At 29.7% G+C, this 14,940-nt stretch carries 13 protein-coding genes; 5 read left to right on the forward strand and 8 right to left on the reverse strand.

The window, feature by feature from the left end; all coding sequences use genetic code 11:
* Positions 1-17 precede the first annotated feature (17 nt).
* From pfkA to FNZ64_RS11840, 3 genes are all read right to left on the reverse strand, one after another.
* Positions 18-977, reverse strand: a complete 960-nt coding sequence (gene pfkA / locus FNZ64_RS11830; protein ID WP_142415131.1) for a 6-phosphofructokinase — start codon at positions 975-977, stop codon at positions 18-20.
* A 33-nt stretch (positions 978-1,010) separates the two neighbouring features.
* Positions 1,011-4,544 (reverse strand): DNA polymerase III subunit alpha, encoded by a 3,534-nt coding sequence (locus tag FNZ64_RS11835; RefSeq protein ID WP_243129264.1) that lies wholly within the window; start codon positions 4,542-4,544, stop codon positions 1,011-1,013.
* A gap of 541 nt (positions 4,545-5,085) precedes the next feature.
* Positions 5,086-6,036, reverse strand: coding sequence for a nucleoside hydrolase (locus FNZ64_RS11840; RefSeq protein WP_142415133.1), 951 nt, complete (start codon positions 6,034-6,036; stop codon positions 5,086-5,088).
* A gap of 404 nt (positions 6,037-6,440) precedes the next feature.
* Between FNZ64_RS11840 and FNZ64_RS11845 the strand changes: the two genes are divergently transcribed.
* The 5 genes from FNZ64_RS11845 (at position 6,441) to FNZ64_RS11865 (ending at position 9,413) form a co-directional block, all read left to right on the forward strand.
* Positions 6,441-6,986 (forward strand): NADH peroxidase, encoded by a 546-nt coding sequence (locus FNZ64_RS11845; protein ID WP_142415135.1) that lies wholly within the window; start codon positions 6,441-6,443, stop codon positions 6,984-6,986.
* 283 nt (positions 6,987-7,269) lie between these two features.
* On the forward strand, positions 7,270-7,449 hold the full coding sequence (locus FNZ64_RS11850) for a hypothetical protein (protein ID WP_142415137.1): 180 nt from the start codon (positions 7,270-7,272) through the stop codon (positions 7,447-7,449).
* 162 nt (positions 7,450-7,611) lie between these two features.
* Complete coding sequence (locus FNZ64_RS11855; protein ID WP_142415139.1) at positions 7,612-7,965, forward strand: carboxymuconolactone decarboxylase family protein; 354 nt, start codon at positions 7,612-7,614, stop codon at positions 7,963-7,965.
* Between the two features lie 387 nt (positions 7,966-8,352).
* The gene (locus FNZ64_RS11860) at positions 8,353-8,898 is read left to right on the forward strand and encodes a chromate transporter (RefSeq protein ID WP_142415141.1); all 546 of its coding nucleotides are present in this window, start codon (positions 8,353-8,355) and stop codon (positions 8,896-8,898) included.
* Complete coding sequence (locus FNZ64_RS11865; protein ID WP_142415143.1) at positions 8,895-9,413, forward strand: chromate transporter; 519 nt, start codon at positions 8,895-8,897, stop codon at positions 9,411-9,413. Before FNZ64_RS11860 ends, FNZ64_RS11865 begins: the two co-directional genes overlap by 4 nt.
* A 254-nt stretch (positions 9,414-9,667) precedes the next feature.
* On the opposite strand, the gene whiA is transcribed toward FNZ64_RS11865, so the two are convergent.
* The 5 genes from whiA to FNZ64_RS11890 form a co-directional block, all read right to left on the reverse strand.
* Positions 9,668-10,618: a DNA-binding protein WhiA gene (gene whiA, locus FNZ64_RS11870; RefSeq protein ID WP_142415145.1), complete on the reverse strand. Its 951-nt coding sequence runs from the start codon at positions 10,616-10,618 to the stop codon at positions 9,668-9,670.
* 24 nt (positions 10,619-10,642) lie between these two features.
* Entirely contained in the window at positions 10,643-11,968 is a 1,326-nt protein-coding gene (locus FNZ64_RS11875) for a gluconeogenesis factor YvcK family protein (protein ID WP_142415147.1), read from the reverse strand.
* Positions 11,965-12,849, reverse strand: a complete 885-nt coding sequence (gene rapZ, locus FNZ64_RS11880; RefSeq protein WP_142415148.1) for an RNase adapter RapZ — start codon at positions 12,847-12,849, stop codon at positions 11,965-11,967. Before rapZ ends, FNZ64_RS11875 begins: the two co-directional genes overlap by 4 nt.
* A 237-nt stretch (positions 12,850-13,086) precedes the next feature.
* Entirely contained in the window at positions 13,087-14,010 is a 924-nt protein-coding gene (gene murB / locus FNZ64_RS11885) for a UDP-N-acetylmuramate dehydrogenase (RefSeq protein ID WP_142415150.1), read from the reverse strand.
* Between the two features lie 30 nt (positions 14,011-14,040).
* A complete protein-coding gene (locus tag FNZ64_RS11890; protein WP_142415152.1) occupies positions 14,041-14,832 on the reverse strand; it encodes a phosphatase in 792 nt (263 codons plus the stop codon).
* Between the last annotated feature and the right edge of the window lie 108 nt (positions 14,833-14,940).

A 14,940-nucleotide genomic window follows, 5' to 3' on the forward strand; every position in this document is an offset into this window, starting at 1 on the left:
GAACCTTTTTAAAATTTTTAGTAAGATAATATATCTGATAAGTTATATAGATATTCATTAAATTTGCTTTCAATAGAAAGTGCTTCGTCTATATCCATGTCAGTTATTTTTCCGCCTCTAACGCCAACTACTCTGGAAGATTTACCCTCTAGTAAAAGTTCAACAGCTCTAGCGCCCATGGTGGATGCTAAAACCCTATCAAAAGCTGAAGGGCTTCCTCCTCTTTGTATGTGTCCTAAGGTTGTAGATCTTGTTTCTATACCTGTAACTGTTTCTACTTTTTTTGCAAGTTCAGTTGCTCCTCCTACACCCTCTGCAAGAATTATAAGATTATGAATTTTGCCGTTTAGCTTTCCCTGTAATATTTTCTTGCATAGATCATTTATATCATATCCTTTTTCAGGAATAATAACTTTTTCAGCTCCTCCACCAATACCAGCATGAAGAGCTATATCTCCACAGTTTCTTCCCATAACTTCCAAAATACTAACTCTTTGATGGGATGAAGATGTATCTCTTAATTTATTTATAGCATCTAAAACTGTGTTTACAGAAGTATCAAAGCCTATGGTGTATTCTGTATAAGCAAGGTCATTATCTATGGTTCCTGGAATTCCTATAGTAGAAACTCCAAGTTTAGATAATTGCTGAGCTCCACGGAAGGAACCATCTCCTCCTATTACTACTAATCCATCTATTCCAAATACCTCTAAAACTCTTGCACCTTTTTTTCTTCCCTCGTCAGTTCTAAATTCCTCACATCTTGCTGTTTTTAAAATTGTTCCACCTTTATGGACTATGTCAGACACACTATGTCTTTGCATTTGAAATATTTCCCCATTTATAAGTCCACTATACCCTCTATTTATCCCCATTACCTTTAATCCTTGCGATAATGCCATTCTTGTCACCGCTCTAATAGCTGCATTCATTCCTGGAGCATCTCCACCACTTGTTAGTATACCTATGGTTTTCATTTTTCTTCCCCCTGACGTTTTAAAATATAGTAGTTAGTTTAATACCTTAACATTTTCTTCTCCAAACTTATTTTTAAGATAAGTTATAACTTCAATTTCACAATTAACCCAAAGGTTTCTATCTATTAAATACTTTTTTCTCTCTTTCTTAGTACATATATATATTGGAGTATTTCCTAAGTATATATATAATTCATCTTTAAATTCTTCTATGGTCTTTTTCATTTCTTTATTATCTTCTACAAGAACATATATCTTATCTTTGTTTACCTTTATTAAGGGCTGAATATCTTCACATATAACCTTTGGTTCATCTTCTTTTATGCTTATTCTTCCCTTTATAATAACCAAACTATCTTCTTCAATAAGATGACGATATTTTTCAAAACTTTTAGGAAATACTATGCATTCCACACTAGCTTCCATGTCTTCTAAATTTACAAAGGCCATAAATTCATTTTTTTTAGTTACTTTTTTCTTAACCTCAGATAAAATCCCACCAATTACAACCCTATCTCCATCTTTTACATTAAATGCTTTATCTATTTCAACGAGATCTGATTCTAAGGTTTCTTCTGGCTTACATATATCTGATATTTTAGTATTAGTAAAAGTTTCAAGGCTTTCATCATATTCCTGTAAGGGATGACCTGAAATATATATTCCCGTCATTTCTTTTTCCATAATAAGTAAATGTTTATTTTCAAATTCCTTAATATTAGGATACTCAATTTTTAAATTATTATAAGCTTCAAAACCAGAATCAAACAAGCTTATCTGTCCATCTATATTTCTCTTTTTCTCATTACCAACACCATCTAAAACTTTTTCATATATAGCTAAAAGCTGAGATCTAAAAATTTTAAATTCATCAAAAGCTCCTGCTTTAATTAAACTTTCCACTGCCCTTTTATTTATTGCAGAAACATCTATTTTGCTAGCAAAATCCATAAAATCCTTAAACTCGCCTTTATTCTTCCTAGCTTCTACTATGCTATTTATTACATTTATTCCAACATTCTTAACTGCTCTCATACCAAATCTTATACATTGATCTTCAACAGTAAACTTAGCATAACTCTTATTTATATCTGGAGGAAGTACTCTTATACCTACATTTTCTGCAAACTTTGAATAAAAAGCTATTTTCTCACTAGTTCCCATAACACTATTTAACATAGCTGCAATATACTCTGTTGGATAATATCTCATTAAATAAGCAGTTTGATAAGCAACTACAGCATAAGCTGCTGCATGGGATTTATTAAAGGCATAGGAAGCAAAATCCATCATGGAATCATATATTTTATTAGCTACCTTTTCGCTTATACCATTTCTTATACACCCAGGAACTACTACTTCTCCTTTATCATCTACTATTCCATAAATAAAGTTTTTTCTCTCTTCTTCCATAACCTTGTGCTTTTTCTTTGACATAGCACGTCTTACAAGGTCACTTCTTCCCATGGAATAGCCTGCAAGGTCTCTAACAATCTGCATAACCTGTTCCTGATATACCATACACCCGTATGTAACATCTAGAATATTTTCAAGTTGTGGTGTATCATATTCTACTTCCTCTGGATTTCTTTTATTTTTTAAATATCTAGGAATTTCAGCCATAGGACCTGGTCTATAAAGACTTATTCCTGCTATTATATCCTCTAGACTATCTGGTTTTAGTTCCTTCATAAAACTTGTCATACCTGGGGATTCTAACTGAAATATACCTGCTGTCTTTCCTTCTCCGATCATGCTATAAACTTTTTTATCATCATAATCTATACTATCTATATCAATTTCAATTCCTTTAGTATATTTAATAATATCTACAGTATCTCTTATTACTGTAAGAGTTCTAAGTCCAAGGAAATCCATTTTTAAAAGTCCAAGCTCCTCAAGGGTTACCATATCAAATTGTGATACTATAGATTCTTCATTTTTAGATAGTGGCACATAGTGGACTAAAGGTTGTGATGCAATAACCACTCCTGCTGCATGAGTTGAAGTATGTCTTGGCAGACCTTCTAGTGAACGAGAAACATCTATAAGTTCCTTAACCCTTTCATCTTCTTCATAAACCTTAGCAAGGTCAGGATTTAATTCTAATGCCTTATCTATGGTTATACTAAGCATGGTTGGGATCATTTTTGCTATTTTATCAACCTCTGTATAGGAGTAATTCATAGCCCTTCCAACATCTCTAATACAAGCTCTTGCTGCCATGGTCCCAAAAGTTATAATCTGTGACACATTACCCTTACCATACTTTTCAACCACATAATCTATAACTTCTCCTCTTCTTTCATAACAAAAGTCGCTATCTATATCTGGCATAGAAATTCTTTCAGGGTTCAAAAACCTTTCAAATATAAGATTATACTTTATAGGATCAATTTTCGTTATTCCTAAGGTATAGGCTACCATGGACCCGGCCCCTGATCCTCTCCCTGGGCCAGTCATGATCCCAGATTCCTTAGCAAACTTTATGAAGTCCCAAACTATAAGAAAATAATCTATATATCCCATTTGATTTATAATATTGAGTTCATACTCTAATCTTTCCTTTAGTTCTTCTGTAATATGTTCATACCTTTCTTTAAGCCCCTCATAACATAAATCTCTCATATATTGAAATGAGTCTACTCCAGGTTCTAAAGGAAATTTTGGAAGTTTAGATTGGTGGAATTCATAATCAAAATTACATTGGTTTGCTATTTTTACTGTATTCTCTAAGGCTTCAGGAATATATGAAAAGTTCACCTTCATCTCTTCTGGAGACTTTAAATAAAATTCATGAGATGGGTACCTCATTCTATTTTCCTCTTCCACCGTTTTTCCTGTTTGAATACATAATAATATATCGTGAGCTTTCCAGTCTTCTTTATTTATATAGTGAACATCATTACTACAAATTAAAGGAATATCTATTTCTTTTGAAAGCTTAACTAACATTTCATTTACTTTTAATTGTTCCGGTAAACCGTGATATTGAAGTTCTAAGTAAAATCCATCTTTAAATATTTCCTTATAAAAAAGAGCTGTTTCTTTTGCCTTTTCCAAATTACCAGAGAGAAGATATTTCTGAACCTCTCCCCCCAGACAGGCACTAGTTGCGATTATTCCCTCACTATGTTCTTTTAAATAATTATGATCAACCCTAGGCTTATAGTAAAACCCTTCTAAGGAAGCTTTACTTACAATCTTCATTAAGTTTTCATAACCTTTTTCATTCTTTACTAATAACACTAGGTGATAAGTTTCATTTTCTCTATCTAAATTTTTAATATACATGGATTTAGGAACTACATAAATCTCACAGCCAATAATAGGCTTTATTCCAACTGCTTTAGCTTCTTTATAAAAATTAACGCAACCAAACATAGCTCCATGATCAGTTATAGATAGTGCTTTCATCCCTAGTTCTTTTGCTCTTTTAAGCATTTTAGAAATATTACCAGAACCATCTAAAAGACTATATTCCGTATGTGTATGAAGATGAACGAACTCTCCTAAATCTTCTTCTAAATCCTCAGTATTTGGGTTCCCTATTCCCTTGTCTTCCACTTAAAACTCCCTCCTCTCTATATATGATTATTGACAATATTAACTTATTTATAAATCATATAATAAATATATACTTATATTATACATAAAAATTTAGTTTCTTGCATTTATATATTATATCCTACAAAAACCCCTAAAATATTCTCATATTTCATTAATTGAATATACAAATTACTGAATAATTTAATAATTTTAATTTATTATTGAAATTATTAAATTTATTAAATCCTAAGTTTCATAGAAGGTTCTAACCTTTACTAAGACTAAGAAAACCTGATATAAGGAAGTATTCATCTAATATTTTCCCTTTAAAAACTACAGAAATATTAAAAATAATAATAACGAAATAAAAAGCAAGGTAAACTTTTGATATAACACATATTAAGATTGTGTATATACTATTTGCAAACCTTGCTCTTATTTTTCAATATAAATTTATTAAATTTTTTTATAATTCTATCTAAATTTTTTATCTTATATTAATCTTTATATATTACAGTGACTAATTCATATTACACCAACTTAAGCTTCTTAAGTTAAATTATTTTAAAGGAAATTTTTCTATAGTCTCAATTAATTTTTGCACAAATGCTTCTTTATCAACTTCAAATAAAACCTCTGTATTTTTAGGTTTATCTGTAACATTAAAATAATCTACTACGGTTTTTCCTCTAGTAAATTGTCCTTTTAATTCTATTTCTACGTTACACTTCTTTGTCTTATATATCTCTGGTGCAATTAAATACATTACAGCGCTTAAATCGTGAACCACCACACCCTGAAGTCCTATTACGCTCTTTTGAAAAATAGAATAGAAGTCAAAAAGCTTCATTAATGTATTTGAAAGTTCTGAGTTTATATTCCTAATTCTTTCTGCTTCTTCATCTAGTATCATAGTTTTCATTGTCACATCAAGTCCAGCCATAATTATTGGAATACCTGAATTAAATACTATGCTCGCAGCCTCTGGATCGGAATTTATATTTGCTTCTGCACAAGGAGATACATTTCCTCCAAAGCAAGCGCCTCCCATTAAACTTATACTATTAACGTAATCTTTTAAGTCTGGATACATTCTTAATGCCATAGCTATATTAGTTAATGGTCCTAAAGCTACAATTGTAATTTCTCCTTCCTTTTTAGCAACTTCATATATAGTGTCCCAAGCATTTTTTTCATATAAGCTAGCATCACTCTTTGGAAGCTTTAAGTCGCCAAGTCCTGTTTTTCCATGTACAAAATCTGCAATATGTAATGGTTGGTTAAATGGAAGCCCTGCACCCTTAGCTACTTTAATATCCTCTCTATTAAAATAACTTATTAATCTTAAGGCATTTTCTGTAGTATACTCTATAGTGTTGTTACCATGGACTGTTGTAATTGCTTTAACATCTAATTCTTCTCTACCTAATGCTAACATAAGGGTAAAGGCATCATCTATACCAGGGTCTGTATCTATTATTATAGGAATTTTATTAAGTTCTCTTTTCATTTTCCACACTCCTCATTTGTTTTTATAATTTAAGTTTAAATTTATAACTAGACTTTGTCAATAATAGAGACTTTTTATAGTGAGATCTTCATAGACATTTACTTACTTTACTTAATGATTTTCATGTTATAATACCAATAGAATTCCTTAATAAAAATATATTTTAAAAAATATTTTCTTATTAATATTCTTAATAATACACCTTTACAATTATCAATTGACATTCTTTTTCAAATCCTTTTTGTAAATACTCTAGATTTATCAAGGCTTTTGCATTAATAAAAACTTTTTAAAAAAACTTTTAAAAAACACTTGATAAAAATAATAATTATTGTATAATAGTAATTGTTAAGAGATTAATCTACCAATTAATTATAAATTATCTAATTTAGGAGGAATTATTTATGAAGAAATTTGTTTGTACAGTATGTGGATATGTTTATGAAGGAGAAACTGCTCCAGAAAAATGCCCAGTATGTAATGCACCAAGCGATAAATTTGTAGAAAAAAATGAAGATTCAATGGCATGGGCTGATGAACATGTAATAGGTGTTGCTAAAGATGTTGATGCAGAAGTTATCGAAGGATTAAGAGCAAACTTTACAGGAGAATGTACAGAAGTTGGAATGTACTTAGCTATGAGCCGTCAAGCTGATAGAGAAGGTTATCCAGAAGTTGCAGAAGCTTATAAGAGAATAGCTTTTGAAGAAGCTGAGCATGCAGCTAAATTTGCTGAATTATTAGGTGAAGTTGTTGTAGCTGATACTAAGACAAACCTACAAATGAGAGTAGATGCTGAGCATGGAGCTTGCCAAGGTAAAAAAGACTTAGCTACATTAGCTAAAAAATTAAACTATGATGCAATTCATGATACAGTTCACGAAATGTGTAAAGATGAAGCAAGACATGGTATGGCATTCAAAGGCTTATTAAATAGATATTTCAAATAAAATGCTTAAATTTACTTATTAAATATGATGTATTTTAAATTTATATAGATTTAAAATATAATCCCCTAAATATTTTAAATAACCCCGAAAAGAACTTGGATATCCCCCCAAGTTCTTTTAATCATATATAAATTGAAAATAAAGTGAAAACAATTTATATATTTTAATAAACATAGAGTAAAAGACAAAATTATTATGTATAATATTGTACATAAGGATAATCTACAATAGTAATGTAATTATATGTAGAAGATTTCACTTTATTTTAAAGGAGGTTTTTTCTGTGAATAAGAAAACTTTAAAGAGAGTAGCTATTATAGGTGCTGCCCTAGGATACTATATTTTCAGCAAACAATGTAATAATAAATCTTGTGAAGATTTATGCTCACATTCTGAAGATTGTTGCCAATGTGACGACTGTTGCGACGGATTTATGCAAATCCCAAATTCAAAAGAAGTTTAATCCAAAATACACTATATTTATAACTTTTAAATATAGTGTATTCTTTTTCTATAGATAAAATCAATAGCATTTTATACAAATATTTACTTAATAAAATTGATTATATAATAATTGTTTGTTATAATTTAAATAGTATGATTAACCTATGGGGGGTATAGTATTATGCAAAAAAATCCAAGAGAAATGTTAGAAGAAATAAAAAAAGGTCAACAAGAAGTATTTTCTGTAGTTCCAAATGAAATGAAGAACTTTGGAAATTTTATAGGTTCTGTGTTTAAAGATGGAAAAGTTGATTTAAAAACTAAAGAATTAATAAGTATTGGAATTTCTGTATACAGCCGCTGTGAATACTGTATAGTATCGCATGTATACAATGCATTAAAAGCTGGATGTTCAAGAGAAGAGATTGTAGAGGCAGCAATGGTTGCTGTTGGTTTTGGAGGCGGACCTGCTTCTGCTTATACTGTAACTTTATTAAATGCATCTCTAAATGAATTTGAAAAAGACTTTCAATAATATATAAAATAATATATTTACTAATATTACTTAAAACAAGAATCAGGAATATGCAAGATTAATAGCATTTCCTGATTCTTTATTTATTTATTCAAAATATTAATATTCATAGCTAACAGTCTTAAAGTTGTGCAGTAATTCTGTTGATTGTTTGATTAACATTATATGATTATTATTCATAGCCATTATAGACTTATATTCTTATAGAACCAAATACTCTATTATTTGATATTTATATTATGTAATGTTAAAATTACTATGAGGTTTTAGTATAGATAAACAAAGTAAACTTAATTTTTTATAGTTGTTTTATATAAGTAAAGGATATAACTTAAATTTAGTTTTTATACAGAGTTTCTCCCATTAAGCTTTAAGAAGGTGATATATATGAAAAAATACTTAGAAATATTTTTAACTTTTTTTAAAATAGGAGCTTTTACTCTAGGTGGTGGGTATGCCATGGTTCCTTTAATTGAAAAGGAAGTGGTAGAAAATAAATCTTGGATAGCAAAAGATGAATTTATAGATATGTTGACTTTAGCTCAATCCTCTCCTGGACCTATTGCTGTTAATGTAGCTGTTTTTATAGGTTATAAAGTTGGTGGGGTTGTAGGATGTTTATTTACAGTATTGGGTTCTATTTTACCATCTTTCTTAATTATTTTAGGCATTGCGTCTGTATTTACTAACTTTCAAAAGCAACCCTTAGTAAAAAAAGCCTTTTTAGGTATAAGACCTGCTATTGTTTCTTTAATAGTAGTCCCTGTTATAAATATGATAAAGCAATCTAAATCTCCCAAAACTTACATCCCTATTGTTATATTAGTTTCATTTTTAGTATATGTACTAAGAATTACTCCTATTATAATAATCATTTCATCAGCATTAATTGGAATAATATTTTTTAAATATACGGAGGTAAAGAATAAATGATTCTATTAAAAATTTTTCTAACCTTCTTCAAAATAGGTCTATTTAGTTTTGGTGGTGGATATGCAATGTTGCCATTAATACAAGAAGAAGTAGTTACTATTAATAAATGGCTAACAGCTAATGAATTTATAGATATAGTTGCAATATCACAAGTTACTCCTGGACCAATTGCAATAAATTCAGCTACATATGTAGGATATAAAGCTAGTGGCATACTAGGTTCTATCTCTGCAACCTTAGGAGTAAGTTTGCCTTCTATAATAATAATGCTTATAATTTCTAAGTTCTTTTTCGCCTTTAAAAATAATGATTATATGGAGAAAGCCTTTAAGGGACTAAGACCATGTACTGTAGGACTTATAGCTGCTGCAGCTATCTTAGTTGCTAAATCAGCTTTTATAGATTATAAAAGTATACTTATATTTTCAGGAGCTTTCATAGCATCGTATAAATACAAACTAGATCCTATATTACTAACTTGTATAGCTGCAATTTTAGGTATAATTTTATACTAAATTAATTATTTTTAACTTCATCTATTTTATGTAAGGTAATATCTATCTTATAAAGTGGATCATACAAGCTCATATTTCTTACTTAATTTATATAATTTTTTATGCTAATTATTGACATAAATTATAAGAATATTAACTATAAAAATTCACTTAAATTTTATAGTTAATATTCTTTGTTTTTTATTTGTTATTATGTTTTACTTGTTAATATATTTTGTTAATGCATTTTATTAGTGTATTTTGTTAATTATATTTTATTTACTGCCTTTAAGTTCACTTGCTATCTTTTCAATTCTTCTAAGTCTATGATTTACTCCTGATTTTCCTACTGGAGGGTCTAACATCATTCCTAAATCTTTTAGCGATTCATCAGGATACTTTACCCTAAGTTCTGCAACTTCCCTTAGGTTTTGTGGTAGCCTTTGAAGTCCTATTTCACTTTCTATAAGCCTTATACTTTCAATTTGACGAACTGCAGCATTTACTGTCTTACTTAAATTAGCTGTTTCACAGTTAACAAGTCTATTTACATTATTTCTCATCTCTTTCATTATTCTAACATTTTCTAAATACAAAAGATTGCTATGAGCACCTATTATATTTAATATATCTACTATTTGTTCACTTTCTTTTATGTATATTACATAACTACTTTTTCTTTGAATAACCTTTGAATTTAATCCATAAGTATTTATAACCCTACTAAGTTCATTAGCATATTTCTCATTATGAGTTACAAACTCTAAATGATATGTTTTCTCTGGATTACTAATACTTCCTCCTCCAAGAAAAGCACCTCTTATATATGCTTTTCTAGTCAAATCCGTATTTATTAATTCATCTGGTATTGTATAATTTAAAGATATAAATTCTTCCTTATTATCAAAAACTTTAATATCTACTAGAAAGTTCCTAAGCCCCATTTCCTCAGTTATTATAACCATATATACATTGTTCTTTTTTAATGAATTACTACGTCTTACTATTAGCCTTGTATGAATCTTAAAATGTTCTTTTAACATCTTAAAAGTAAGTCTAGCTATAGCTGGATTTTCAGTAGTAACTTTAAAGCTTAGTTTTCTGTTAGCACCAATGGATATGGAACCACTAACTTTCATAATAGCAGATAATAAGGATCTCGCCTCTTCCTTTGATATATTAGTAATTCTGCAAACTTCACTTTTAACCTTTGCTGAAAATGACATGGCTCAACTCCTATTTAATAAATATTATGATTTTTTTCTTAAGCGACCTAGAAGATAAAAATATTCCATCATCTTCTTACGATCATAGCATAGTTTTTTTTCCATAATTGTTTTTATGATTATACGGCACATTCTTACATTATCATGTCTAATGTAACCATCTTTAACCTTTACAAGATTTGACTCTACAACCTTAATATTAAGCTTTTCTAATTCCTCTTTATTAGTCTTTACCAAAGTTGCTCCTTTGTCCTTATATTTTTCTTCTAAATCCTTATCCACTGTGCCCTTATTTACTATGGCGTATTCTATTATGCCTTTCCCTGCATGGCTATGGATAGCTTTTATATGGTCTTCAGTGGCATATCCTTCTGTCTCACCCTGTTGTGTCATTAGATTGGATATGTAAATTTTAATGGCTGAAGACTTATGTATTTCTTCTTTTATTTCTTTAACTAAAAGATTTGGAATTATACTTGTATATAAACTTCCTGGCCCTAGTATTATGGCATCTGCATCTTTAATAGCTAAAAGTGCTTCCTTCAATGCTATTGCATCTTTTGGGTCTATAAATATTCTCTCAATACTTGAATTTTGCTTTATAGCTTCCTTTGGTATATTAGATTCTCCTTCTACAATATTCCCATTTTTTAACCTTGCCTTTAACTTAACATTTTCTAAAGTAACAGGTAATACTTTTCCTGTTACTGCAAGAACAGAACTTACCTTTTGAACTGCTTCCATGAAATTTTCTGAAATCCCATCCATGGCAGCTAAAAATAGATTTCCAAAGCTTTGTCCTTTAAGCCTTCCATCTGTAAATCTATATTGTAATAATTCCTCCATTACAGGTTCTGTATGTGCTAAGGCTAATATACAGTTTCTAATATCCCCTGGAGGTAACATTCCTAAGTCATCTCTTAGGACACCAGATCCTCCACCATCATCAGCTACCGTTACTATAGCTGTAATGTTTGATGTAAATCTCTTCATCCCTCTTAAAAGATTTGATAGACCTGTACCTCCCCCAATTACAACTACCTTAGGTCCCTTTACTAGAAGCCTTTTTTCATATATTTTATCTGCAATTTCTTTAGAGTCTACAGTAACATTGTCACATTCTCTATTTACAAAAGTTATTACAGCATCTACTCCCTTTATAACAGAAATGAATACAGAGAAAATACCGAATGATATAATCCCTGTATATAAATATATTTCATATAAGTTTGTAAGTCCAGTCATTATGGCTTTTGAAATACCTAGTATTATAATCATAAAACCTATAAAACCCAAAGTTATCCATCTTTTTATTCCAGTGGTTTCTTTTAGCCAAAATTTTAAATTCATAGCTTTAATACTCCTCTATTGGCATCTTCATTAATATCTCTGTGATCTATGTTAGCTTTAAACCCTCTCATAGATAAAGTTTCATAAACCCTATCTGCAATAGCTACAGATCTATGTCTTCCACCAGTACATCCTATAGATATAATAAGTTGTCTCTTTCCTTCCTTTTTATAATTAGGAATTAAAAACTTAAGCATATCAGTTAACTTTTCTATAAACTTATTTGTCTCATCAAAAGAAAGAACATATTCTTTAACAGGATTATCTAATCCTGAATAAGGTTTCAATTTATTTATATAGAAAGGATTAGGTAAGAATCTCACATCAAATACTAAGTCAGAATCTACTGGAATTCCATATTTAAATCCAAAAGATAAAACTGTAACTATTATTTCTGTTTCAGTCTGTCCTTCCTCTGCATAAATTTCAGTTATCTTTTCTCTTAAAACTCTAGTTGAAAGCTTTGTAGTATTTATAATATTGTTAGCCTTATCTCTAATCTTTCTTAACTTTTCTCTTTCACAGGTTATTCCTGTTAATATTCTCCCATCAGGAGCTAAGGGATGTTTTCTTCTACTCTCTTTATATCTTTTCACAAGTGCATCATCATTAGCTTCTAAAAATAAAACCTCATAATTATATCCTTCTCTTGTTAAATAATTAAAACTCTCAAATATGTCCTCGAAAAACTCTCCTCCTCTTATATCAATGGCAAGAGCTATTTTCTGTATTTTTCCAGAACCTCTACCACAAGCCTCTGCAAATTTAGGCACTAAAGTAGGAGGTAAATTATCCACGCAGAAATAACCTAAGTCTTCTAAAGCTCTCATAGCCTGAGTTTTTCCTGCTCCTGAAAGTCCACTTACTATTACAAATTTCATATTTATCCCTCCCTAGATACTCATGAAAAAATACTTTTTCACTAATGTTTCTAACTTTATTTATCTCTATAATTAATCATAATTATACCATAGGGTTATGGTTTTAAAAAGTTATTACTTAAAATTAAAAGAGGCTGTCACATTAAGAATAAATACTACAATATATTGTGCTAATTTTAAATTTGCAATTTAATATATTGTATGTAAATTCTTTAACTCGACAGTCTCGCTTTAAAATTATTCTTTTTCTTCACCAATTATTCTAACTTCTGTTTCTAGTTTTACATTATGCTTTTCATATACGGTATCTTGTACATGTTTTATTAAACTTAAAACTTCAGTAGCTGTAGCTTCTCCATTATTAACTATAAACCCTGAGTGTTTTTCAGATACCTGAGCTTCTCCTAGCTTAAAACCTTTAAGACCTGAATCTTGTATTAATTTCCCTGCAAAATGTCCTTCTGGTCTTTTAAAGGTGCTACCAGCAGATGGCTTTTCTAAGGGTTGCTTTTCTACTCTTTTTCTAGTTAAATCGTGAATTACATATTGTATATCATCATGATTTCCTTTTTTTAATTTAAAAGTTGCCTCTAAAACTACATATCCTTTTTTTAGTATAACACTATTTCTATAAGAAAAATCCATGTCTTCTAGTTTAAGTTCTTTTAATTCAATATTTTCATCTATGACCAAGACTTTATGAAGCACTTGACATATCTCTCCACCGTAGGCCCCTGCATTCATTGCTACAGCACCACCTACACTTCCTGGAATACCACATGCAAATTCTAGTCCTGTTAAGTTATGTCTTGCGGAAAATAGAGATAAATCTATTAATGATGCTCCTGATTGTGCAACTATAACGTCTTCATTTTTTAAAGATATGTCTTGTAACTTTGAAAGTTTTATTACTACTCCCCTTATTCCCCCATCTTTCACTATTATATTAGACCCTTTACCTAATATATAGTAATATATATTTTTCTCTCTACAAAGCTTTAAGATCTGAATAAGTTCTTCATAGTTTTCTGGAGTTACAAGTATATCTGCTTTTCCACCTAGTTTAAAAGTGGTATGCTCTTTCATAGGTGCTTCAAATTGAATGTTATCGTTGCTTACTATTTTATGAAGTTCTGTTAAGAATCCATCCATTTGATACATCTTCTACTCCTTAAAAATTAATTTATTTTTTTATATATTACTTAAATATTTTTTATCATTATAAGTATAAGTGTATTGTTTAGATTTATCAATACTTATATCATTTAATTTTCCTTTTTCCTTTAAATATTCTATGATTTTCTCTTCCCTAATGTTCATAATTAGTTCTTCCGGCATTTTTATAGCCTCTAGTACCTCTCTTACCTCATCAAAAACACCTATATAAGAGCAGAAGTGAGAATCTGTTCCTGCTATAACTTTAACACCATGATCCTTACATAATTTTGCAAGCCTGATACAGTTAGGTGCACTACCTTTCCTAGAATTCATAAAAGAACTATTATTCATCTCTATTAATATATTTTTTTCTTTTGCCTTTTTAACAATTTCCTCTTCATATATTTCATAAGCAGGATTTCCTGGATGTCCTATTATGTGGACATATGGGTTTTCCATTACATTTAAAATCGCCCTTGTATTCTCTTCTTTTGTTCCAGGTTTAATACAACTTTCATGCAAGCTAGCTATAACTAAATCCAAATTTTCTTGGGTCCATGTTGAAATATCTATGTCTCCGTTGCTGTTCATTATATTAGCTTCACAGCCTCTTAATATGGTTACACCATTAATCTCCCTTGGTAGAACCCTCATGTTTCCAAAATAACTTTCAGTTGGGGCACCCACCATTTTAGGTCCATGTTCTGTAGTAGCTAAGACTTTAATACCTTTTTTATAAGCTTCTTTAATATTTTCCATTAATGTGCTATATGCATGACCACTCATTATAGTATGAGTGTGGGTATCTACGACAAACTTTTTCATTCTATTTCCTCCAAAATTAATTATGATTTTTCTTTTGTTTGTATATCTTCTTATATATTTTTATTCTTATCTCTATACCTATACGGCTATTTACTTTCTCTTTCTTTA

This window comes from Hathewaya massiliensis (assembly GCF_902143515.1).
GTDB classification, from domain to species: domain Bacteria; phylum Bacillota; class Clostridia; order Clostridiales; family Clostridiaceae; genus Hathewaya; species Hathewaya massiliensis.

Excerpts from the sequence above, each read along its gene's own strand:
- murB (WP_142415150.1), bottom strand. The coding sequence starts at position 14,010 with ATGTATCAAATGGATGGATTCTTAACAGAACTTCATAAAATAGTAAGC.
- FNZ64_RS11860 (WP_142415141.1), top strand. The coding sequence starts at position 8,353 with ATGAAAAAATACTTAGAAATATTTTTAACTTTTTTTAAAATAGGAGCT.
- FNZ64_RS11890 (WP_142415152.1), bottom strand. The coding sequence starts at position 14,832 with ATGAAAAAGTTTGTCGTAGATACCCACACTCATACTATAATGAGTGGT.
- whiA (WP_142415145.1), bottom strand. The coding sequence starts at position 10,618 with ATGTCATTTTCAGCAAAGGTTAAAAGTGAAGTTTGCAGAATTACTAAT.
- pfkA (WP_142415131.1), bottom strand. The coding sequence starts at position 977 with ATGAAAACCATAGGTATACTAACAAGTGGTGGAGATGCTCCAGGAATG.
- rapZ (WP_142415148.1), bottom strand. The coding sequence starts at position 12,849 with ATGAAATTTGTAATAGTAAGTGGACTTTCAGGAGCAGGAAAAACTCAG.
- FNZ64_RS11840 (WP_142415133.1), bottom strand. The coding sequence starts at position 6,036 with ATGAAAAGAGAACTTAATAAAATTCCTATAATAATAGATACAGACCCT.
- FNZ64_RS11845 (WP_142415135.1), top strand. The coding sequence starts at position 6,441 with ATGAAGAAATTTGTTTGTACAGTATGTGGATATGTTTATGAAGGAGAA.
- FNZ64_RS11855 (WP_142415139.1), top strand. The coding sequence starts at position 7,612 with ATGCAAAAAAATCCAAGAGAAATGTTAGAAGAAATAAAAAAAGGTCAA.
- FNZ64_RS11865 (WP_142415143.1), top strand. The coding sequence starts at position 8,895 with ATGATTCTATTAAAAATTTTTCTAACCTTCTTCAAAATAGGTCTATTT.
- FNZ64_RS11875 (WP_142415147.1), bottom strand. The coding sequence starts at position 11,968 with ATGAATTTAAAATTTTGGCTAAAAGAAACCACTGGAATAAAAAGATGG.